Raw genomic sequence first — 21,779 nt, forward strand, 5'->3', positions numbered from 1 at the left:
GTGCATCGGTATGCATAATTACTTACCCATGGATCGCCGGATCTCCTCGAGCTTGGCCTTTGCGGCCTTCTGGCGCTCGTCCCACTGCTCGTCGACGGACTTTCCGGCAGGACTCTCGTGCGCCAGTTCGGACGAACCTATTGAAGTACCGAAGCGCCCCTCTATCTTCTCCCGAACGCGGTCGAAAGTGGGCACTCCCCCTTCGGTGTAGTCGGGTTCGGGAATTCTCGGATCGGTCGCAAGTACCACCGGGACGTCGATGATCTCGTCGACCTCCACAACGGTGTCGGGCAGTTCGACTTCTTCGGCGTCGGTGATCGTGTTGTCGTCCTCTACACGGTGCGGCTCGAGGCTCGCGGCAGCGGTGTCCACCACGGAAAGAAGGACCGACAAGCTCGGACGACGCTCGACCACTGCGCGAACGACCGCGAGGAAGTCCTTGTCGTCGAGTGCACTGGCGGCCTCGACTACCTGGCGCACGGAACCATCGTGCTCGGACCCATCATGTTCGGGCCCATCATTTCGTGACACTGTGAGTCCCTTCTCGAAACGCCGACGGACAACTCCGATCCTTCCACGACTGTCTGCCGAAGGGGTCAGCGTGAGGCGAGGTACGCGGCAAACGCGTCCTCGCTCGAGTATTCGGGGACGTACCCGAACTGTTCCTTGAGCCGCCGATTGTCGAGAACCGGTCGGTACTGGAGAAATCCGACGCGCTCCGGACCGTGTTCCGTTACGCCCAATCGCCGTCCGACGCGTAGAACGCCTCGCAACAACCATGCAGGAAGCGTCACCGTGCTCTTGCCCATCCGGGAAGCCAACTCGTCGACGGTCAGCGCGCCGTCGCCCGCGACATTGAAGATGCCCACTTGGTTTCCGGTCACGGCCTCCGCAAAAGCGCCCGCGACATCGGTGTGCCAGACGAAGACGAAGGGGCTGTCGCTCCCGGCAACCTTGAGCAGCTTGCGGCGATCGAACAACGCGGTGATCTGATTGTCGACGCTCTCACCCAAGATCGTGCCGATCCGGAAGACAACCTGTTCCAACTCCGGGTGTTCGACGCGATATTCGACGAGCATCTCTTCGACCAGGCGTTTGTGGCGACTGTATGTGAATTCGTCGTTGCCTCGGACAGGTACGTCCTCGGTGATCCACGGTGGGCTGTCGGAGTGGTAGCCGTACGCCGCTCCGGACGAAGACACGACGATCCGTCCAACCCCGTGTTCGACGCAGGCCGCGAGCACGTTTCGTGTCCCGTCGACGTCGACGCGGTACTCCTGCTCTGCTGTCGTGTTCTTGCCGGGATTCACGATGGACGCAAGGTGGATCACGACGTTCGGTCGGTACTGACCGAACACCCGCCCCAATTCTGTGGGGTCGCAGACGTCCGCCCTGACGCGGCGGATGCGATCGTCCGGCGTGTCCTTGACCGTGAGGTCGACACAGACGACGGTGATGCCCTGCGCGATCAGTGCGTCGATGACAGCGGTACCCAGGAACCCGTTTCCGCCCGTGACGAGTGCGACGGTCATGCCGGTACCGCCTTTCGGGCGCGTCGCTTGGACCAGATCGTCGCCAGAGCCAACCCGGCGATGATGTCCCAGATCCCCCACCAGCCGGCCACGACGGCCATGCCACCGAGACCGTCGAAGAACGTGAACACCAGGCCAAGCCCCAGCCCGGCATTGCGGATGCCGACCTCGAAAGAGACGGCGCGACGGCTGTATTCGTTCAACCCGGTGACGGCGCCGCAGAAGTATCCCAGTGCGAGGGCAACCGTGTCGTGCAGGAAGACCGCGAGCAGTACCACCCCGATGTAGTCGACGAAGTACGACGCATTCCCCGACACCCCCGCGACGATGAAGATCAACAACGCCACCAACGAACCGTTTTTCACCCAAGGCTGCGCTTTCGCGGCGATCTCCGGAAACCTTCGTGCCGCCCAGATGCCGAGAACGAACGGCACACCGATGATCAGGGTGATTTGCGCGACCATCTCGAGCGCATTCAGGTTCACGGACTGCAACAGAGCGTCGGTCTCCGGGCGTCGGCTCCCCCAGAACGCAAGATTGAGCGGCATGAGGAAGATCGCGAGGACGTTCGACACCGCCGTCATGGACACCGAGAGTGCGACGTCGCCGCCCGCCCGGTGAGTCAGGACGTTCGAGATGTTCCCTGGCGGGCAGCACGCCACCAGGATCATGCCGAGTGCTACCGACGGAGCCGGCGAGAGAATCAGCGTCAGGAGAAAAGTCACTGCCGGCAACAACACGAACTGCGCAGCAATACCCACCGCCATCGCCTTGGGTTTGGTGAGCGCACGACGAAAGTCGTCGACCGAAGTGTCGAGGGCGATCCCCAGCATGATCGCGGCCAGCACCACGTTGAGGATAATCAACGATCCCGGGTTGAAGTTGAGCACCACGTCGTCGATCGGCATCACTGTCCTCCCTTCGTCAGAGCGGCATCAAGCAGTCCGATGTGTCGCTTGATCGCCGATCGGTAGGCGTCCTTGTTCACGTAGTAGGCCATTCGTCCCAACTTCAGGTACTTGTATCCCCCGGACAGATCGGGAGGAGGACCGGCCGCCGCCGCCGAGAATTCCCGCGCCGCGGCGGGGGCTTCGGTACGTGCGGTGATCAATTTGGCCACCAACTCGGCCTGCTCGAAACGGCCCTGCCACCCGAGACCGGATGCTTCGACCATGCCGAGAACAAAGAGATTGTCGTGGCGGCGACTCGCGACGTTGAGGAACAGGTCCGGGGCAGCGCCCGACCAGTCCAAGTCCTCGCGCGCGATGAAGGGATAGTCGAGATGATACCCCGTGGCGCAGAGAACGAGGTCGTAGTCGGCAGACGATCCGTCGACAAACCGCACCGTCTTCCCCTCGAACCGGTCGACGTCGGCGCGCACGTGCACATCACCGTGCCCGATGTGGTGCAGGATCAACGAGTTCACGACCGGATGCGATTCGTAGATCTTGTAGTCCGGTGCCGGAAATCCGAACCGCACCGGATCACCCGTGAACTGCTTGAGTACCAAGGTGTCGACGCGTTGTTTGATCCACGGCGGCAATGGCTTTCCCTGATTCAAGGTGTCCGAGGGTCGGCCGAACAGATACTTGGGAACGAAGTAGTAGCCTCGCCGAACGCTCAAGTCGACGCACTCGGCCTGGTGGACGGCATCGACGGCGATGTCGCATCCACTGTTGCCCGCTCCGATGACCAGTACCTTCTTCCCACGGAAGATCTCGGCGCTGCGGTACTGGCTCGTGTGCATCAACGTGCCGGTGAAGTCGCCCCGGAAAGTCGGCATGTTCGGCTTCGACAGCGTTCCGTTCGCGATGATCACGCCTCGATACCGCGCGACTGTTGTCTCACCGCTGCGACTGCGCGTGGTGACCTGCCACAGCGAATCGACCGGCGAAACGTCGACGACGGTAATGCCGAAGGCAAAGTGCCTGCGAAGATCGTGAGTATCGGCGTAGTCGCGGAAATAATCGGCAAGTTCGACGTGGCTCGGGTAGTCGGCCACCGAATCCGCCATCGGGAACTCCGCGAATGCGGTGGTGCCCTTCGAAGAGATGAGGTGCGCCGACTCGTAGACGGTGCTGTGCGGGTTGTCGATGTCCCAGAGCCCACCGACGTCGTCGTGGCTCTCGAAGCCGTCGAACGCTATCCCGGCCCGATCGAGGTTTCGCGCGCCGGCCAATCCAGACGGGCCCGCTCCGATCAGCGCGTACTTCTCCTCTGTGATCATCCGTCGAGCGTCGCAGATAGTCCGAATCTTGCAGCAATATGCCGGATAATGACGCTATGAGCGCACCAGATGCCGGCAACGGTCGCAGGATAGATGAAATCGATCTGAGGATAATCAATGCGCTCCAGCTCGCACCGCGATCGAAGTGGCTTTCGTTGGCCGGACCACTCGAACTCGACGCCGCGACTCTCGCCCGTCGTTGGAATCGACTCTCCGAATCGTCGTTGGCCTGGGTCACGGTCACTCCAGGGCCACAGGTGCTGGGCAGCATCGTCACAGCGATCATCGAAATCGATTGCTCACCTGCTCTTCTCGACACCATCGCGGCACGGCTGACTCGCTCGGCCCACGCCGTGACCATCGAAGCATCAACGGGCAGAGCAGATCTGCTCGTCACAGCCGGTACCGCGGATCTGGCGTCGATGTCGCGCTTCATCTCGGAAGACGTCGCAACGATCGACGGTGTACTGGCGACACGAACCTCGATCATCACACGCTGGTTCACCGAAGGTGGGCGATGGAGACTCAATGCGCTGGCACCGTCCGAGAAGGGTGTGCTGACCACCAGCGAAAACCGTACTGCCGTGCGCGCTCGGTCGACCGGCATTTCCGAACAGGATCGCAAGGTTCTGACGAAGCTCGCTTACGACGGGCGCACTCCCATGAAGGAACTGGCCGACGCGATCGGTGTCAGTCCCGCTGCGTGCAAACGCCAGATCGACCGGCTCACGTCTTCGGGGTTGGTGGCGCTGCGGTGTGAATTTGCCCGGCCGCTGGCCGGCCTTCCCGTGCTCGCCACACTGTGGTGCCGCGTCGAACCCGAGCTTCTCGATACGGCAGGACGAGTGCTGAGCCGAGCGCCGGAAGTCCGAAACTGCTTCGCTGTGGTCGGCGCCGACAACCTGGTGGTTCAGTTGTGGCTGCATTCTCCTGCAGAACTCGATGCATTCGAAACTCGTCTGCGCAAGGAGATTCCGGGTCTTTGCGTCACGGAACGATCCATCGTGCTGTATTTGCGCAAACTGCTCGGCCACGTGCTCGACCAGCAAGGGCGACGGACGGACACCGTTGCGCCAGATGTGTGGCTTTCCGATTCACCTCAGTCGAAAAGCCGATAACACGACAGAGCCCACGACCACCGGCAACGGTCGTGGGCTCTGTGATCAGTTGAGGAAATCAGCCACGCATCTGCGCACCGACAGCCTTGGAAGCCGCCTCCACTGCTGCATCGCGCGCGGCACTGGCCTCGTCCTCGGTCAGCGTCCGGTCGACACCACGGAATCGCAATGCGAACGCGAGCGACTTGCGGCCTTCACCGACCTGCTCGCCCTCGAAGACGTCGAAGAGGCGAATGTCTTCGAGAAGTTCGCCGCCGCCGGAACGCAGAGCTTCCTGGACCTTCGCCGCAGGAATATCGCGATCGACAACAACCGCCACGTCCTGGAGCACTGCGGGGAAGGGCGAAATGCGCGGCGCCGGCAGGTTCTCGACCAACGGCAAAGCGTCGAGGTCGATCTCCAGTGCACAAGTGCGCGCAGGCAATCCCGCACGCTCGAGAACAGCCGGATGCAGTTCGCCCGCATGACCGACTACGTGGCCGTCAACGACAACCTCGGCGCAACGGCCGGGATGCCACGGCAGGTACTGCGCCGCACGCAGTTCCACCTCGACGCCTGCTGCAGCTGCAATGACCCGCACTGCTGCAAAAGTGTCCGAAGCCTCGGCCTGACGGCCCGGGCCCCAGGGGCCGCTCGGCTCACGCAAACCACTCAACACTGCAGCGATGTGCACGGGCTGAGCCGGCAACGACGCGATCAGGTTCGCGATCTGCTCGTCCGTCGGACGACGATCCACCGGCAATGCATCCACCGGCTTGGTGTCGGGGCCCGGCAGGACGACCTGCGCGATGCCGTACAGCGACAGATCACGCTGACCGCGAGAAGCGTTGCGAGCCAGGATCTCCAGCAGACCCGGGAGCAGCGTGGTCGCCAACTCCGGACGATCGGCTTCGAGCGGATTGAGGACCTTGCTGGTGTTGCGGCGCGGATCATCCGCGTCGAGGCCCCAGACGTCGAAGACGTTCGTCGGCAGGAAGACCGGAGGAAGGACCTCGACGTAACCGGCGTGAGCCACGGCCTTCGAGACCGTGCGCTTTCGCCGCTGCGACGGAGTCAACCCACGTCCGGCCGGAGCGGCGGGAAGCACAGACGGGATCTGCTCGAGACCTTCGAGGCGAAGAACTTCCTCGACGAGGTCCGCAGGCTGCACCAGGTCCGGACGCCACGACGGCGGCGTCGCGACCAACTGGCCATGTCCTTCTTCGCTGACGCCGACCTCGACGTTGCAGCCAACCTGGGTGAGGCGGCGAGCTGCGGTGCCGTTGGGGTACGTGACTCCGGCGACACGGTCGGGCAGGTCGATATCCATGCGAATGGCAGCGCGAGGGGCGACATCGCCCACGTCGGTCAGGACCGGTTCGATCCGTCCGCCGGCAATCTCGACCAGCAGAGCGGCTGCGCGGTCGACGGCCGCGAGCGGAATTGCCGGATCGACGACGCGCTCGAAACGCTTGCTCGCCTCACTCGGCAGCTTGTGCCGGCGCGCCGTCTTGAAGACTGCGAGCGGATCCCAGGTAGCTCCTTCGAGGAGGATGTCCGTCGTTGCCGTTCCCACCTCGGTGGTTGCGCCGCCCATGACGGCAGCCAGCGAGATGACTCCGGAATCGTCGGCGATGACAACGTCTTCGGGATCGAGCGTGCGTTCGACGTCGTCGAGCGTCGTCAGCTTCTCCCCCGCCTTGGCGCGACGGACCACCAGGTCGCCCTGCACTGCGGTCGCATCGAACGCGTGCAGAGGCTGACCGAGTTCGAGCATCACGTAGTTGGTGACGTCGACTGCCGGCGAGATCGGGCGAACACCCGAGAGCAGCAGTCGACGCTGCAGCCACCACGGGCTCACTGCCTGCGGATCGATACCCGTGATCTTCCGCATCACGAAACGCGAAGCCTTGGACTCCGGTTCGAGGCGCACCGGCCAGGCTTCACCCTCAGCCGGGTGAGCGGGAACCGAAGCGGGATCGGCGTATTCGAGATCGAAGCCGCACGCGAGTTCTCGCGTGAGACCGCGGACCGAGAAGCAGTAGCCACGGTCCGGGGTGATGTTCAGTTCGATGATCGTGTCACCGAGACCGAGCAACTCGTTGCCGTCCGCGCCGGGTTCGGCGGTACCGGGCTCGAGCACCAAGATGCCCGAATGGTCTTTGCCGATACCGAGTTCCGAGACGGAGCAGATCATGCCGTCGGACACCTGGCCGTACGTCTTGCGAGTGGCGATTTCGAATCCGCCGGGCAGCACCGCGCCGGGCAACGCAACGACGACGAGGTCACCCTCGTTGAAATTACGCGCGCCACAGACGATGCCGCGAGGCTCGGGTTCGCCGACCTCGACCTGGCAGAAGCGGATCGGCTTCTTGAACTCGGTCAGTTCGGTGATGGAGACGACCTTGCCGACGACCAACGGGCCGTCGATCGCCTCGAGTGTGTCGAGTTCCTCGACTTCGAGTCCCACCCGGACGAACCCGGCGTCCAGCTCTTCCGGGGTCACCTCCCAGTCCGGAGTTGCCCGCTGCAGGATCTCGGTCAGCCAGGATTGCGCTACTCGCACGTCTGCTCAGCTCTCTCGTTTGTCGATAAGTCTTTGTGAAGGTTCCGCGGACCGGATCGGTCAGCCTGCGACACCGAAGGGCAGCGTGAAACGCACGTCACCCTCGACGATGTCGCGCATGTCCGGGATACCGTTGCGGAACTGCAGGGTCCGCTCGAGGCCCATGCCGAATGCGAAACCCGAGTACTCGTCGGGATCGATACCGCTGGCGCGCAGAACGTTCGGGTTGACCATGCCGCAGCCGCCCCACTCGACCCAGCCTGCGCCGCCCTTCTTGTTCGCGAACCAGACATCGACCTCGGCCGACGGTTCCGTGAACGGGAAGTAGTTGGGGCGCATACGGGTACGCGTCTCGGGGCCGAAAAGGGCACGAGCGAACGCGTCGAGAGTCCCGCGCAGGTTGGCCATGGTCAGGCCCTTGTCGACGGCCAGGCCTTCGACCTGCGAGAAGACAGGCGTGTGGGTCGCATCGAGTTCATCGGTGCGGAACGTGCGGCCCGGGCACACCACGTAGATCGGTACCTCACGCGAGAGCATGGTGCGGACCTGCACCGGCGAGGTGTGGGTACGCAGCACCTGGCGCGAGTTCTCGGGTGCCAGGTGGAAGGTGTCCTGCATCGTGCGGGCAGGGTGATCCGGCAAGAAGTTGAGCGCGTCGAAGTTGAAGTGCTCGGTCTCCACCTCCGGACCCTCGGCAACTTCCCAACCCATCGCGACGAATACGTCGGCGACCTGCTCGGAAATCAGGCTGATCGGGTGACGCGCCCCGACGGGGTGACGATCGGAAGGCAGAGTGACGTCGATTGCCTCGGCAACCAACACCGCGGCGTCACGCTCGGCGAGGAGGACCTCACGACGAGCGTCGTACGCGTTGTTGATCCGAGTGCGGAAGATGTTGACGCGCTTACCGGCGTCCGCCTTTTCCTTGCCCGGAAGGCTGCCGAGTCCCCGGCGAGCGAGGGCGATCGGGGACTTGTCCCCCAGGTGCTCCACCTTGACGTGCGCCAGCGCATCCAGGTCAGCGGCGTCCGCCAGCGCCTTCTCGGCGTTCTCAGCCGCAGCGGTCAACGCCTCTTCGGTGAGTACACTCGCGTCGACCTCCGGCGGTGTCGCGCCCTCATTTTTGGCCACGGCTGTGACGCTCCTGTCGCTTCTCGGTTTACTTCTCGTACTGCGTGCTTCTTGTACTGCTTACTTCTTGTACTGCGAGCGAGCTTTCGAACTCGCTCGAGCATTGTCTCTGCTCTTGTATTGTCTCAGGCTTCCGCAAATGGGATTCCGTGAGGTCTTCGCGTGCGTTTTCAGCCGTGATCGGTGGCGCGATTTTGCACCCGCGCGCTTGCGTACAGGCAAATTGCCGCCGCTGTCGCGAGGTTCAAGCTTTCGGCGCGGCCATGGATCGGAATCCTGACCCGATGATCAGCCTGCGCGGCGATCGCCGGATCGAGACCGTGCGCTTCGTTACCGAACAGCCAGGCCGTCGGCTTGCTCAGCAACTCGTCGGCCTCGTCGAGATCGACCTCGCCGTCAGCTGCAGTCGCGAGAATCTGAATGCCGGCTGCGCGAATCTGCTCGATCACCGACACTGTGTCTCGATCGCGGACGACTGGCAGGTGAAACAGGCTGCCCGCCGACGAACGAACGACCTTGCCGTTATGCGGATCGACGCTGTCGCCGGCGAGGATTGCCGCATCGGCACCCACTGCGTCGGCGATGCGAATGACGGTGCCCGCGTTACCTGGTTCGTTGACCTCGACCGGCACTGCGAGCAGGCGGGTCTCCTGATGGACGGCTGCGCTCAGCGGTACGTCCAGTAGATCGCTGACGGCAACGAGTCCGGGCGGCGTGACGGTATCGCTGAGAGCTTTGATTGCTCGATCGGTCACACGAGCAACACGAACTCCAGCGGTCAGCGCCCGATCGATGACGTGCTGATAGCGCTCGGCTGCGTCCTCGGTGTAGAAGAGGTCGTGTACCGGGCGGGCCTCGCCATTCGAGAGTGCACCGTTCAACAGTTCGGTGACCGAGTTCTCGCCCTCGACGAGGAAACGTCCTGCTTTGCGTCGTTCTGCTGTGCGCAGGAGCTTGACAGCAGAAACGACCCGCGGAGTCCGCTCGGTGAGCGGGTCCACGGGCCGTTGCTGTGATGCGTGAATCAGGCTGCTTCTCCGGCAGGAGCGTTCACGTCAGCCGGCAGAGCGGCCTTCGCGAGTGCGACCAGGCCGGCAAAGGCCTCGGCATCGGAGACAGCGAGCTCGGCCAGGATCTTGCGGTCGACGTCGACCTCTGCCAGACGCAGGCCCTGGATGAGGCGGTTGTACGTGATGTCGTTTGCACGAGCTGCAGCGTTGATACGCGTGATCCACAGCTTGCGGAACTCGCCCTTGCGCGCACGACGGTCGCGGTACGCGTAGGTGAGCGAGTGGAGCTGCTGCTCCTTGGCCTTGGTGTACAGACGCGAACGCTGTCCACGGTAGCCGCTGGATGCAGCAAGAATTGAACGACGCTTCTTCTGGGCGTTGACCGCCCTCTTTACGCGTGCCACTTGAAAAATCCTGTCAATCTAGGGGCTGAAAGTACGGCCCCGGGTGGTCAGTAAGGGGGCGACTCAGATGCCGAGCATGCGCTTGATGCGCGGAGCGTCGTCAGGGCTGACAACAGCGACACCGTCGAGACGACGGGTAACCCTGCTGGACTTGTGCTCGAGAAGGTGGCGACGGCCGGCCTTCTGGCGCATGAGCTTTCCGCTGCCGGACACCTTGAATCGCTTCGAGGCGCCGCTGTGGCTCTTCATCTTGGGCATGGAGTCCTCAGTTCTTGTTACGTGGTGGATCTTGGGAAATCGACTAGCTGGCCGGAGCCTCGGGAGCGGCATCGCCGGTCGCCGGTGCTTCCGGAGCTGCTTCACTGGAAGCCGGTGCGGCCGGAGCCGGACGCGGAGCAGCCTGAGCCACTGGCGCCTGAGCGCTCTCCTGCGCCTTGACACGAGTCTTGGCGCCCTTGTGCGGTGCCAGGACCATCGTCATGTTTCGGCCGTCCTGCTTTGCCGAGGTTTCGACGAATCCGAGATCTGCGACGTCTGCTCCCAGACGCTGCAGAAGGCGGTAGCCGAGTTCGGGGCGTGACTGCTCACGTCCGCGGAACATGATCGTGACCTTGACCTTGGAACCGGCTTCGAGGAAGCGAACGACGTTGCGCTTCTTGGTCTCGTAGTCGTGGTCGTCGATCTTGGGTCGGAGCTTCTGCTCCTTGATGACCGTCAGCTGCTGGTTCTTACGTGACTCACGTGCCTTCTGTGCAGCCTCGTACTTGAACTTGCCGTAGTCCATGATCTTGCAGACCGGTGGACGGGCGTCAGGAGCTACCTCGACCAGGTCGAGGTCGGCCTCAAGGGCCAAGCGGAGTGCATCTTCAACACGCACGATGCCTACCTGTTCGCCGCCAGGTCCGACCAAACGAACCTCGGGAACGCGGATACGATCGTTGATGCGGGTCTCAGTGCTGATGGGGCCTCCTAGGTTGAACGGTGCGGTCTTCATGACCGCACGCAGCCCGTACCGCCCGCACCCCAACAAAAAAGCCCCGCTGTGATGATTGCTCATCCGCGGGGCCCGATGTCGACCGATCACATAAGATCCAGCTCACGCCGAAACCTATCTCCTCGACTGAGCGAGGAACCTGACGAAGAATGATCTCCGATAACAGGTGACCGGAACCACTGAACTGCAGTTTCACCTGCCGCGCAGAGGTGGGAGTCGGACTCCACTTGCTGCCCCCGAACAAGTCGGAGGCGGTCGTTGCAACAAGAGTAACAGGTCGCCACAGATGAAAGAAATCGGTGCCGCTCCCAGTACTGCCGGGAGAGGCCCGATTCAACACCGTCACGGCCTGATGGAATCCTTACATCCATGAGTGAGAACTTCGAGGCAGAACAGAACACCGACGGCGCGAACCCCGACGTCCGCGAACTCTCCGAAGTTCCCGCGGTCGAGGTCATCAGCCGTGCTGCAGTGATGCTGATGAGTTCGGCTGCCGAAAAACTCGGCCTCTCCGACGCCGATCCGTCTTCCAGCCCCTACCTGGACCTCGACGAAGCGCGTCGAGTCATCACGGCACTTGCCGGACTCGTGACTGCGTCGGTCGAATACCTCGGCCCTCATGCCGGACCCATCCGTGAAGGCCTCCAAGCCCTGCAGCGCGCATTCCGTGAGGCCTCCTCGCACCCGGACGAGCCAGGAAAGGGACCGGGCGAGAAGTTCACCGGTCCGGTCTACTGAATTGGCAACCGCCAACAAGACTCAACCGACGCCCGAGGACGTCGACGCATTCATTTCACGCGTCGACGACCGCAAACGCGCCGACGCCGTGGAGCTGATCTCCCTGCTGTCGGCCGCAACCGGCGAGCCTGCTGTCATGTGGGGCGCGAGCATCATCGGATTCGGGGCACGGCACTACCGATATGCGAGTGGCCACGAAGGTGACACCCCACTGATCGGGTTCTCCCCCAGGGCCACCGCGCTCACGTTGTACTTGTCGCTGAACTTCGACGACTACACCGACACGCTCGCTCGCCTCGGCAAGCACAAAATCGGCAAGGGCTGCCTGTACGTCAAACGGCTGAGCGACGTCGATATGACGACCCTGACCGAACTGATCACGGATTCCGTTGCCGCAGCCCGCAACATGATCGACTGAGTCACTCACCTACGGGGAGAAACAGGCCGAGCGTCTTCGGGCGGTTGCCCGAAGACGGTCGAATCGCGTGGTGTGAAGTGATCGTTCGTCAGCGTGGCCCGACGCATTCGATCGAGTCGAAACCACCGCACCGCGTCGCGCTGGCGACACCAGCCGATAAGAAACCACCGCCCACGGTCCTGCGCCAGAATGTGCGGCTCAACTGCCCGCACCGTCTCCGCACCGTCCCCATCCACGTAGTGCAACGACACGACGCGACTCTGCTCGAGACCCTGCTCGACGGCCTGCCGGTTCGCGCGCGAATCCGTCAGAGCCCCGCCGTCACCGCGAATCCACACGCGGCCGCCGAGCTCCGCGACCTTGCGACGACTCTCCTCGTCCATCACATCGAGCAGTTTCGCCAGCGCTGCTCGCCCATCCGGCGCAAACGGAGCATCACCCATCGCCGTCAAGGCCAACGCGATCGAAACTGCTTGCGGAACAGTGAAATTCACCGGCGGTAGCGTGGCGCGACCTACGAGTCGGTAACCACCCCCGGGGCCTGAGCGCGCTTCGATCGCCGCACCTGACATCATCAGCGTCTCGATATCCCTCTTGATCGTCCGGGTGGTGACACCGAATTCCTCGGACAATCGGGAGCACGTAGTCCCTCGATCGCCCTGTCGCCGAAGTTCCTCGACGAGAGCATGCAATCTCGCAGCTCGATTCACGTTCACCAGTGTCTCAGATTCCGATACCAAACGGTGACATAATTGGTGACACTCTGTTGTCACCAACCCGGGTGCACTGTGAGTACATGAAAACTCACATCGTTCTTGTTCCCGGATTCTGGCTCGGTTCATGGGCTTGGGACGCAGTCCTCCCCCACCTCGAACGTTCCGACACCCGCGTGACCAGCCTGACACTGCCCGGGCTCGACTCAGTAGACACAGATCGATCAGCGGTCACCTTCGACGCTCACGTCCGTGCAGTCGTCGACGCCGTATCGGACTCCGACGAGCGCACGGTCTTGGTCGTACACAGCGGCGCCGGCCCGGTGGGGTACGCCGTCACCGATCGCATCCCGGATCGCGTCGCTCGGATCGTCTACGTCGACTCGGGCCCCATGCCCGACGGCGCAGCGCTGCGACCGGATCTGGCTTCCGATGTCATCGAGATTCCGCTCCCCACGTGGGCAGAGCTCGAAGCGGACGGCAGCAGCCTCGAAGGACTCGACGAGAAAGCTCTGGAGACGTTCCGCGCCAACGCGGTACCCGAACCGGCTGGGCCCGCGCGTGAGCCGATTGTCCTGACGAACGAAAAGCGCTACCAGGTGCCGTCAACCGTCGTTTGCAGCACGTTCCCCTCCGCGGTGATCGCCCAGATGGCCGACGGAGGTCATCCGATGGCCGCCGAACTAGCGAAACTCCCCGTGACGTACGTCGACCTCCCGACCGGCCATTGGCCGATGTGGTCGCGCCCCGAAGACGTCGCCCAGGTGATCCTCGAGGCCGCCGCTTCCTGATCGACAAAGCAGTGATGCCGGATCGGATTCCGACCCGGCATCACTGACCGACTTCTACTTGCTCACGTTCTACTAGCTCACGGAAGCAGCTTTCTTCCGTGTCGCCGCCTTCTTTGCGGCAACTGCCTTCGTCGCACGCTTCTTGGTGATCGGCTTGGCCTTGACCGGCGCGTGCTGTGCGGTGAGAACCTCACTGAGGAACTTGCCCGTGTAGCTCTCGGGGACCGCGGCAACGTCCTCCGGAGTACCTTGCGCCACAACGGTTCCGCCGCCGGATCCACCCTCGGGCCCCATGTCGACGACCCAGTCCGACGTCTTGATCACGTCGAGATTGTGCTCGATCACGATCACGCTGTTGCCCTTGTCCACCAGACCGTTGATCACGATCAGGAGCTTTCGGATGTCCTCGAAATGCAGACCCGTGGTGGGCTCGTCGAGGATGTACACCGTGCGACCGGTGGACCGCTTCTGCAATTCGGCGGCGAGCTTGACGCGCTGCGCTTCACCACCGGACAGAGTCGGAGCCGGCTGACCCAGTCGGACATAGCCCAGGCCGACGTCGACCAGCGTCTTGAGGTACCGGTGAATTGAGGTGACCGGCTGGAAGAACTCGGCTGCTTCCTCGATAGGCATGTCGAGTACCTCGGCGATCGACTTGCCCTTGTAGTGGACCTCGAGCGTTTCGCGGTTGTACCGGGCGCCGTGGCACACCTCGCAGGGCACGTACACATCCGGCAGGAAGTTCATCTCGATCTTCAGCGTTCCGTCGCCGGAGCACGCCTCGCAGCGTCCGCCCTTGACGTTGAACGAGAATCGGCCGGGCTGGTAACCGCGGACTTTCGCTTCCGTGGTGGCCGCGAACAGGGTTCGGATCTTGTCGAACACGCCGGTGTACGTCGCCGCGTTCGATCGTGGAGTCCGGCCGATCGGAGACTGATCGACCTGCACGAGCTTGTCCAGCTGATCGAGACCGTTGATTCGTGTGTGACGCCCAGGTACCTGGCGTGCACCGTTGAGCTTGTTCGCCATGACGGTCGCGAGAATGTCGTTGACCAACGTCGACTTGCCCGAACCGGAGACACCGGTGACAGCGGTGAGAACACCCAGCGGGAAACTCACGTCGATGCCGTCGAGATTGTGCTCGCGAGCTCCGACGACCGTGACCTGGCGTTTGCGGTCCACCGGTCGACGAATGGCCGGAACCTCGATGAAGCTACGACCTGACAGGTAGGCGCCGGTCAGAGATTCTTCACACGTCAGCAGTTCTTCGTATGGCCCGCTGTGGACGACCTTGCCGCCGTGCTCGCCGGCGTACGGTCCGATGTCGACTACCCAGTCGGACGTGCGGATCGTGTCTTCGTCGTGCTCGACGACGATCAGCGTGTTGCCGAGGTCGCGCAAGCGCGTCAGGGTTTCGATCAGTCGTCGATTGTCACGCTGATGCAGGCCGATGGACGGCTCGTCGAGTACATACAGCACGCCGACGAGTCCGGAACCGATCTGCGTTGCCAAGCGGATTCGCTGGGCCTCGCCACCGGACAACGTGCCAGCGGCACGCGAGAGGGAAAGGTATTCCAAGCCGACGTCGAGCAGGAACCCGAGTCGTGCCTGAACTTCCTTGAGGACCTGACCCGCAATCGCCTCTTCGCGCGAGCCGAGAGTGAGGCTGTTCAAGAAGTCCGCGCAATCGGAGATCGACAGTTCACAGACCTCGGCGATGGACTTACTGCCGAAGTCCCCAGCCGCGATAGTTACCGACAGGATTTCCGGGCGCAGGCGAGCACCACCACACGCCGGGCACGGGGTGTCGCGCATGTACCCGTCGTACCGTTCCTTCATCTGATCCGATTCGGTCTGCTCGAGCCGGCGATGCAGGAACGGCATCACACCTTCGAACTCCGCGTAGTAAGAACGGGTACGGCCGTACCGGTTCTTGTACCGGACGTGAACCTGCTCCTCGCTGCCTTCGAGGATTGCTTTACGGGCCTTCGCCGGCAACTTGTTCCACGGCGTCTTCATGTCGAATCCGAGAATGTCGCCGAGGCCGGACAGCAAACGTCCGAAGTACTCCGAACTCTGGCCCATCGACCACGGCGCGATTGCTCCGTCTTCGAGACTCAGGTCGGGATCGGGAACCACCAGATCCGGGTCGACCTCCTTGCGGATACCGAGGCCGGTGCATTCCGGGCAGGCGCCGTAGGGCGAGTTGAAGGAGAACGAGCGCGGTTCGAGATCGTCGATCGCGAGTGCGTGGCCATTCGGGCAGGCCAACTTCTCGGAGAAACGACGCTCACGATCAGGTGCATTTTCTTCACGGTCGACGAAGTCGAGGACCACGATGCCTTCAGCCAAGCGAAGTGCGGTCTCGACCGAGTCGGTCAGGCGCTGCTTCGAACTCGCCTTGACCTGCAATCGGTCGACCACTACTTCGATGTCGTGCTTTTCCTGCTTCTTGAGCTTCGGCGGATCGGCCAGCGAATGGACGACACCGTCGACGCGCACTCGCGAGTAGCCCTGGGTGTTGAGCTGATCGAAGAGATCGACGAACTCGCCCTTACGAGTACGGACCACTGGTGCGAGGACCTGGAACTTGATGCCCTCCTCCATCTCGAGCACCTGGTCGACGATCTGCTGGGGCGTCTGACGTGCGATCTTCTCACCACACACCGGGCAGTGCGCCGAACCTGCGCGGGCATAGAGAAGTCGGAGGTAGTCGTAGACCTCGGTAATGGTGCCCACCGTCGAACGGGGGTTGCGGTTGGTCGACTTCTGGTCGATCGACACCGCAGGAGACAATCCCTCGATGAAGTCCACATCCGGCTTGTCCATCTGACCGAGGAACTGACGCGCGTATGCCGAGAGCGACTCGACGTAGCGGCGCTGACCTTCGGCGAAGATCGTGTCGAACGCGAGGCTGGACTTGCCGGAGCCGGACAACCCGGTGAAGACGATCAGGCTGTCTCGCGGGAGGTCGAGATCGACTCCTCGCAGATTGTGCTCACGCGCACCCCGCACGATCAGGCGATCCGCCACACCAATTCCCTTCATTGTCAATCGTCCGGGGCCGTCCCCCCGGAGAAGTCTCGAGTGGCCTCGCAAACGCGAGTCCTCGAGCGATCGTCATCGTAGGCCGAGCCACCGACACGTTTTTCTCACCAGGCGAGCCCATCGCTCTACCTGCCCCTATTCGAAGGTAGCCTGCGTTTCATGACGAATCAGCCCATCGTGATCGACGACTCCTACACCGGTCAGGTCTCCCCCGATTCTGCCCCTCAGCGGCGCACAGTCGAAGGCGCCGTCATCACGAAGATGTCGGTCGGCCCCATGGACAACAACACTTACCTCGTCGTCTGTTCCACGACCGGGAAATCTCTCCTGATCGATGCGGCCAACGAAGCCGAGAAGATCATCGCGCTTATCGCACAGGAAGCACCTGTTTTCGATTCCATCGTCACCACCCATCAACACGGCGATCACTGGTTGGCTTTGCAGGACGTCCACGCTGCCACCAAGGTGCCGACCGCCGCTCACCCCCTCGACGCAGAGGTCCTTCCCGTCACCCCGGACGTGCTCCTCGAAGACGGCGACAAGGTGACCGTTGGCAACTTGAGCCTCGATGTCATTCACCTGTCCGGCCACACGCCCGGCTCCATCGCGCTGGCTCTCACCGAACCGAGCGGACAGGTTCACCTCTTCACCGGCGACTCACTCTTCCCCGGCGGAGTAGGCAAGACCGCTGACCCCGAGAAGTTCACTTCTCTGCTCGACGACGTGGAAAACAAGCTGTTCGGAAGGTACGACGACGCGACCGTCGTCTACCCCGGGCATGGCAAGGACACGACGCTCGGCGCCGAGCGCCCGCACCTGGCGGAGTGGCGCGAACGCGGTTGGTGACGTTTCACCTGTTCCGTACTGGACCCCGCTAACCGACTTGGCTGTCGACCTGTTCACCGTTGACGCGAAGTCGCGGAAGCCAGGTCGACAGAGTCCGGCCGAGTCCTTCGACCATCCGTTCCCCGAACACACACAGCGTGCGTTCCCACGGATGGCCGAAGGTCCCTTCCGTGAAGTCGTCCCGACTGAATATGTAGTAGTCACCGTTCGGATAGACCGGGACACGCCACTCCGCAAGCTCCTTCGCAGCAGCGTGTGCCTCCGCGTCGAAGGTGTAGCCCGGATGCTGCCAATCCAGAACGACGAAGTTGGGATCGTCGTTCCAATCGGTGACAAAACAGCGCAACGCTTCGGCGTTGATCGCATCCACGCGAGCGGCCCACGCCCCTGGAGTCGCAGCTGGCGCCGCACCCAAATCGAAGACCACGGACGGGATGGGCTCGGCGATAGCGGGCCGAGATCGTGCGTCGATTCCGGGCGTGAACCCAAAGCGGTCACGAAAGACCGCCCAGTTTCTCTCGTTCTCCTCGTCCGACAGCTGTCCCCAGCCGGTGGGAAGGGTCGAGCCGAAATTCTGAGTCATCTTGGTGGTCACAACACCATCGTGCTCGAACGGTGAGCATACTGTGACACCTTCGAACACGCCGTATGCGGATACGCGGTAACGGATACTTCAGAACGGTGCGTCCGGATCAGTGGAGAAGTCATCGTCGCAGTACAGCGCGCTTCGGCGACCAGGAATCCGTCGACCGGGTCAGGCGTGCCGGGATCGCCGAACCGGACCAATTCCTTGTGAGATCGCTAGGGTGGAAAACGAACCTACATCGGGAGGCTTGAAACATGCTGGTACGTCGAATTGCTCGTCCACTGCTTTCCACGATCTTCATCGCCGGGGGAATCGATGCTTTGCGCAACCCTGCTCAGCGAGCAGCCAAAGCGTCACCGCTGATCGACAAATCCGTCGAGACGCTGCCAGGAGCAGTGACGCAGAAGGTGCCTGCTGATCCGGAAACACTCGTCAAGATCAACGCCGCCGTCCAGATCGGCGGCGGTGCCCTGCTGGCCACCGGCAAGGCGCCGCGGCTCGCGTCGTTGGTGCTCGCGGGGAGCCTGGTACCGACCACGCTTGCCGGTCACGACTTCTGGAACGAAACCGATCCGTCACTGCGAGCGATGCAGCGCACCAACTTCATCAAGAACGTCAGCTTGCTCGGCGGACTGATGATCGCCTCCGTCGACACCGAGGGCAAGCCGTCGCTCGGCTGGCGCGGCCGTCGCGCCGCGAAGAAAGCCCAGGCGTCTATCGCCGCGGCACTTCCGTTGGTCGCATCGCAGACCGATCACACGAGCGATCGCGTCGAGCATGCTCTGTCGGTGGCGTCCGAACGCGGTTCCGAACTTGCCGAAACCGCGAAGGCGCACGGCACGGATTGGCTCGAACTTGCGAAGGAGCGCAGCTCCGAGTTCGCGGAGATCGCGAGCAAGCGTGCCGCGGAATTCGGAGAGGTCGCCAAAGAACGCGGCCCGGACATCCTCGAAGTCGCGCAGAAGCGCGGCTCCGAACTGGCCGAGACCGCACGTGAGCGCAGCGCCGAACTGGCAGAGCTGGCGAGCAAGCGCAGCTCCGAGTTCGCCGAACTCGCGCTCGAAAAGAGCAACGAGTGGGCCGAAACGGCGTCGGAGCAAACCGAGGTGCTGGGTAAGCGTGCCCGCAAGCGCGCAGAGAAGGCGCTCGAAAAGGCTCGCGCCAAGAAGGACGAATTGACGCACTGAGTGCACTGAAAGACACGGTCAGGCCACCTTCGGGTGGCCTGACCTGTATCTATGCGGCAGTTCATCTGGGGGAACTAGACTGTCTTGGCGCTTTTGCAGCGCGTGAATTTCTCATCAAGCCTAGGAGATCCTTTGCCCGACGCGGACCCGTCACTGAACGAGCAAGAGCTCGAGCAGCAGTACGTGACGATGTTGTACTCCCGTCTCGACGATCTTCGAAAGTATGCCCAAACTCGCTTGAGCACGGTCCTCCTCGAGACCGGCGGAACCCCGCAAGCACGCAGTGAACGCGAATCCTTCAACGCCATGTACACCGAGGATCTCGCCAAGTACGACGCAGCCGAGAACGGAATGTGTTTCGGACGCATCGACTTCGACGACGAGCGACGCTACGTCGGCCGACTCGGAATTCTGGACACCGACAACGACTACGAAACGCTACTGCTCGACTGGCGAGCTCCGATGGCACGCCCGTTCTATCTGGCGACGCCCGCGGCACCTGAGGGCGTGAAGCGGCGACGCCATATTCGCAGTCGGAGCCGCACCGTCACCGGCATCAACGACGAATATCTGGACCTCGACGCAGCCCGCGCCGCGGGCGTGGTGACCGAAGCCGGCGGCGTCGCCGGTGAGAGCGCTCTCCTGGACGCTCTGAACGCAGCGCGTACGGGTCAGATGAACGACATCGTCGAGACCATTCAGAGTGAGCAAGATGCCATCATCCGCTCCGAGCACAAAAGCGTTCTGGTGGTCCAGGGCGGTCCGGGTACCGGCAAAACCGCAGTCGCCCTTCACCGTGCCGCCTTCTTGCTCTACACCTACCGCCAGCAACTGGCCAAGGCCGGTGTTCTCATCATCGGGCCGAACGCGACGTTCCTCGACTACATCAGCCAGGTCCTTCCTTCACTCGGTGAGACCGGAGTTCTACTCTCGACGATCGGGGACCTGTACCCCGGAGTGCGTGCGACTCGTACGGATTCCCTCGCCGCCGGTGAGATCAAGGGTTCCCTCGCGATCCTCGACGTACTCAAGAACGCCGTCCGGGATCGGCAGGAAGTTCCGTCGAAGCCGATAACCCTTCGATTCGACACGTACGACTTGAAACTGGATCGCAAGACTGTCACGAAGGCGCGCGGGCGTGCTCGGTCGTCGCGTCGCCCACACAACCTGGCGCGCCCGATCTTCGTGGCAGCAGTCATCGAGGCGTTGGCACTGCAGATGGCCGAACTCATCGGCGGAAACCTCGTCGACGGTGGGTCACTCCTCAGTCGGGACGACATCGCCGACATTCGCGACGAGATGCGTGAGGACCCGGACATCATGTCCGCCATCGCGAAGCTGTGGCCCGAATTGTCGCCGCAGCAAATCCTCGCGGAACTGTGGACGTCGCCGGCGCGGTTGGCCAAGGCAGCACCGCAACTCGACGACGCCCAACGCGACGAGCTTCTGCAGAGCGTCGGACCGGGTTTCAGTGCGGCCGATGCTCCCCTGCTCGACGAACTGGCCGAGATTCTCGGCGTCGACGACGCCGCCGAACGCGAACGCGCACAACGTGAATGGCGCGCGCAGATCGCCGACGCCCAGGGCGCCCTCGACATCCTCACCGGGTCTGCACCACAGGATCTCGAAGACGAGATGGATCCCGAGATCTTGATGGCGTACGACTTGATCGACGCCAGCCAACTCGCCCAACGCCACGATCAGGGCCAGCGCCAGACCACGGCGGAACGCGCTGCCGGCGACCGGACGTGGACCTACGGTCACGTGATCGTCGACGAAGCCCAAGAGCTCTCCGAAATGGCGTGGCGAATGCTGATGCGGCGCATACCGAATCGCTGGATGACGTTGGTCGGCGATACAGCCCAGACCGGGGATCCGGCGGGAACCTCGTCCTGGCAGAAGATTCTCGAGCCTTACGTCGCCAAGCGCTGGAAGCTCACCGAACTGACCGTCAACTACCGAACTCCTTCGGAGATCATGGATGTCGCGCACCGTGTACTCGAAGAGATCGACCCGGAGCAATCCGTGCCCCGGTCGGTACGCGACAGCGGATTCGCGCCGTGGGCGCTCAAGACCACGGCCGAAGAATTGGAATCGACCGTGCGCCGTTGCATCGAGTCCGAGTCGCATCCCGGTATCACCGCAGTGATCGCCGGTTCCGAGGTCGTTGCCGATCTGGCGGGCATTGCGAGTGACACCGTAAGCGTCCTGTCCGTCAAGGACGTCAAGGGACTCGAGTTCGACACAGTGTTGATCGTCGAACCTGCCGACATTCTCGACGAGTCACCACGCGGAATGAACGACCTCTACGTCGCATTGACCCGCGCTACCCAGAGGCTCGGCATCATTCACGTCGAGTCGCTCCCCTCGGTTCTCGACGGCGTCGAAGCAGCAGAGTTGGCCTTCGATTCGTGAGCATCACGGAGTAGGTTCGTGCGTGACACCACGAATGGTGGTGTCACTCCAATTTGTGTCGACGACTGAAGGAATG

At 62.7% G+C, this 21,779-nt stretch carries 20 protein-coding genes; 7 read left to right on the forward strand and 13 right to left on the reverse strand.

The genetic code is table 11. The features are described from left to right. Nucleotides 1-18 precede the first annotated feature (18 nt). The 4 genes from AC1Q61_RS22600 to AC1Q61_RS22615 all read right to left on the reverse strand — a co-directional run bounded on the left by AC1Q61_RS22600 (nt 19) and on the right by AC1Q61_RS22615 (nt 3,759). A complete protein-coding gene (locus tag AC1Q61_RS22600; protein WP_042925854.1) occupies nt 19-480 on the reverse strand; it encodes a hypothetical protein in 462 nt (153 codons plus the stop codon). Between the two features lie 116 nt (nt 481-596). Then, nucleotides 597-1,532 (reverse strand): SDR family oxidoreductase, encoded by a 936-nt coding sequence (locus AC1Q61_RS22605; protein ID WP_215515932.1) that lies wholly within the window; start codon nt 1,530-1,532, stop codon nt 597-599. Beyond that, nucleotides 1,529-2,440, reverse strand: coding sequence for a bile acid:sodium symporter family protein (locus AC1Q61_RS22610; protein ID WP_042925863.1), 912 nt, complete (start codon nt 2,438-2,440; stop codon nt 1,529-1,531). The genes AC1Q61_RS22605 and AC1Q61_RS22610 overlap by 4 nt, the downstream gene beginning before the upstream one ends. Next, nucleotides 2,440-3,759 (reverse strand): flavin-containing monooxygenase, encoded by a 1,320-nt coding sequence (locus AC1Q61_RS22615; protein ID WP_007736253.1) that lies wholly within the window; start codon nt 3,757-3,759, stop codon nt 2,440-2,442. Before AC1Q61_RS22615 ends, AC1Q61_RS22610 begins: the two co-directional genes overlap by 1 nt. 56 nt (nt 3,760-3,815) lie before the next feature. Between AC1Q61_RS22615 and AC1Q61_RS22620 the strand changes: the two genes are divergently transcribed. Further along, entirely contained in the window at nt 3,816-4,877 is a 1,062-nt protein-coding gene (locus AC1Q61_RS22620) for an Lrp/AsnC family transcriptional regulator (protein ID WP_042925852.1), read from the forward strand. 58 nt (nt 4,878-4,935) lie between these two features. Here the strand turns inward: AC1Q61_RS22620 and pheT are convergent, their stop codons facing one another. From pheT to infC, 6 genes are all read right to left on the reverse strand, one after another. Next, nucleotides 4,936-7,422 carry a phenylalanine--tRNA ligase subunit beta gene (gene pheT / locus AC1Q61_RS22625; protein WP_162114717.1) on the reverse strand — a complete coding sequence of 829 codons (2,487 nt, stop codon included), beginning with the start codon at nt 7,420-7,422 and terminating at the stop codon, nt 4,936-4,938. A gap of 60 nt (nt 7,423-7,482) precedes the next feature. Next, nucleotides 7,483-8,553: a phenylalanine--tRNA ligase subunit alpha gene (pheS, locus tag AC1Q61_RS22630; RefSeq protein WP_003944109.1), complete on the reverse strand. Its 1,071-nt coding sequence runs from the start codon at nt 8,551-8,553 to the stop codon at nt 7,483-7,485. 170 nt (nt 8,554-8,723) lie between these two features. After that, nucleotides 8,724-9,554, reverse strand: a complete 831-nt coding sequence (locus AC1Q61_RS22635; protein ID WP_030536731.1) for a TrmH family RNA methyltransferase — start codon at nt 9,552-9,554, stop codon at nt 8,724-8,726. 23 nt (nt 9,555-9,577) lie between these two features. Then, the gene (gene rplT / locus AC1Q61_RS22640) at nt 9,578-9,967 is read right to left on the reverse strand and encodes a 50S ribosomal protein L20 (protein WP_003944011.1); all 390 of its coding nucleotides are present in this window, start codon (nt 9,965-9,967) and stop codon (nt 9,578-9,580) included. 63 nt (nt 9,968-10,030) lie between these two features. Further along, nucleotides 10,031-10,225 (reverse strand): 50S ribosomal protein L35, encoded by a 195-nt coding sequence (gene rpmI / locus AC1Q61_RS22645; RefSeq protein ID WP_003944043.1) that lies wholly within the window; start codon nt 10,223-10,225, stop codon nt 10,031-10,033. Between the two features lie 43 nt (nt 10,226-10,268). After that, complete coding sequence (gene infC / locus AC1Q61_RS22650) at nt 10,269-10,961, reverse strand: translation initiation factor IF-3 (protein ID WP_003944008.1); 693 nt, start codon at nt 10,959-10,961, stop codon at nt 10,269-10,271. A gap of 369 nt (nt 10,962-11,330) precedes the next feature. Here infC and AC1Q61_RS22655 point away from each other — a divergent pair, with 369 nt between their 5' ends. Both AC1Q61_RS22655 and AC1Q61_RS22660 read left to right on the forward strand, forming a co-directional pair. Next, on the forward strand, nt 11,331-11,699 hold the full coding sequence (locus tag AC1Q61_RS22655; protein ID WP_007736262.1) for a DUF1844 domain-containing protein: 369 nt from the start codon (nt 11,331-11,333) through the stop codon (nt 11,697-11,699). Between the two features lies 1 nt (nt 11,700). After that, on the forward strand, nt 11,701-12,117 hold the full coding sequence (locus AC1Q61_RS22660; protein ID WP_042925847.1) for a DUF1801 domain-containing protein: 417 nt from the start codon (nt 11,701-11,703) through the stop codon (nt 12,115-12,117). 5 nt (nt 12,118-12,122) lie between these two features. Here AC1Q61_RS22660 and AC1Q61_RS22665 read toward each other — a convergent pair whose 3' ends face one another. Continuing rightward, nucleotides 12,123-12,833, reverse strand: coding sequence for a helix-turn-helix transcriptional regulator (locus tag AC1Q61_RS22665; protein WP_007736264.1), 711 nt, complete (start codon nt 12,831-12,833; stop codon nt 12,123-12,125). Nucleotides 12,834-12,913: 80 nt separating this feature from the next. Here AC1Q61_RS22665 and AC1Q61_RS22670 point away from each other — a divergent pair, with 80 nt between their 5' ends. Further along, nucleotides 12,914-13,621 (forward strand): alpha/beta fold hydrolase, encoded by a 708-nt coding sequence (locus AC1Q61_RS22670; protein WP_007736265.1) that lies wholly within the window; start codon nt 12,914-12,916, stop codon nt 13,619-13,621. 72 nt (nt 13,622-13,693) lie between these two features. Here AC1Q61_RS22670 and uvrA read toward each other — a convergent pair whose 3' ends face one another. Then, complete coding sequence (gene uvrA / locus AC1Q61_RS22675) at nt 13,694-16,654, reverse strand: excinuclease ABC subunit UvrA (RefSeq protein WP_193595835.1); 2,961 nt, start codon at nt 16,652-16,654, stop codon at nt 13,694-13,696. 174 nt (nt 16,655-16,828) lie between these two features. Between uvrA and AC1Q61_RS22680 the strand changes: the two genes are divergently transcribed. Beyond that, a complete protein-coding gene (locus AC1Q61_RS22680) occupies nt 16,829-17,515 on the forward strand; it encodes an MBL fold metallo-hydrolase (RefSeq protein ID WP_007736268.1) in 687 nt (228 codons plus the stop codon). Nucleotides 17,516-17,543: 28 nt separating this feature from the next. Here the strand turns inward: AC1Q61_RS22680 and AC1Q61_RS22685 are convergent, their stop codons facing one another. After that, complete coding sequence (locus AC1Q61_RS22685) at nt 17,544-18,110, reverse strand: DUF2716 domain-containing protein (protein ID WP_007736270.1); 567 nt, start codon at nt 18,108-18,110, stop codon at nt 17,544-17,546. A 245-nt stretch (nt 18,111-18,355) separates the two neighbouring features. Between AC1Q61_RS22685 and AC1Q61_RS22690 the strand changes: the two genes are divergently transcribed. Beyond that, complete coding sequence (locus AC1Q61_RS22690) at nt 18,356-19,288, forward strand: DoxX family protein (protein ID WP_003944048.1); 933 nt, start codon at nt 18,356-18,358, stop codon at nt 19,286-19,288. Nucleotides 19,289-19,420: 132 nt separating this feature from the next. Next, on the forward strand, nt 19,421-21,703 hold the full coding sequence (locus AC1Q61_RS22695; RefSeq protein ID WP_050656522.1) for a HelD family protein: 2,283 nt from the start codon (nt 19,421-19,423) through the stop codon (nt 21,701-21,703). Nucleotides 21,704-21,779 lie beyond the last annotated feature (76 nt).

The organism is Rhodococcus sp. MPR-R1B, from assembly GCF_058793255.1.

Bases quoted from the DNA above. Each gene is read 5' to 3' on its own strand.
- AC1Q61_RS22605 (WP_215515932.1), bottom strand. From the start codon at position 1,532: ATGACCGTCGCACTCGTCACGGGCGGAAACGGGTTCCTGGGTACCGCT.
- AC1Q61_RS22610 (WP_042925863.1), bottom strand. From the start codon at position 2,440: ATGCCGATCGACGACGTGGTGCTCAACTTCAACCCGGGATCGTTGATT.
- AC1Q61_RS22615 (WP_007736253.1), bottom strand. From the start codon at position 3,759: ATGATCACAGAGGAGAAGTACGCGCTGATCGGAGCGGGCCCGTCTGGA.
- AC1Q61_RS22620 (WP_042925852.1), top strand. From the start codon at position 3,816: ATGAGCGCACCAGATGCCGGCAACGGTCGCAGGATAGATGAAATCGAT.
- rpmI (WP_003944043.1), bottom strand. From the start codon at position 10,225: ATGCCCAAGATGAAGAGCCACAGCGGCGCCTCGAAGCGATTCAAGGTG.
- infC (WP_003944008.1), bottom strand. From the start codon at position 10,961: ATGAAGACCGCACCGTTCAACCTAGGAGGCCCCATCAGCACTGAGACC.
- AC1Q61_RS22655 (WP_007736262.1), top strand. From the start codon at position 11,331: ATGAGTGAGAACTTCGAGGCAGAACAGAACACCGACGGCGCGAACCCC.
- AC1Q61_RS22670 (WP_007736265.1), top strand. From the start codon at position 12,914: ATGAAAACTCACATCGTTCTTGTTCCCGGATTCTGGCTCGGTTCATGG.
- AC1Q61_RS22680 (WP_007736268.1), top strand. From the start codon at position 16,829: ATGACGAATCAGCCCATCGTGATCGACGACTCCTACACCGGTCAGGTC.
- AC1Q61_RS22690 (WP_003944048.1), top strand. From the start codon at position 18,356: ATGCTGGTACGTCGAATTGCTCGTCCACTGCTTTCCACGATCTTCATC.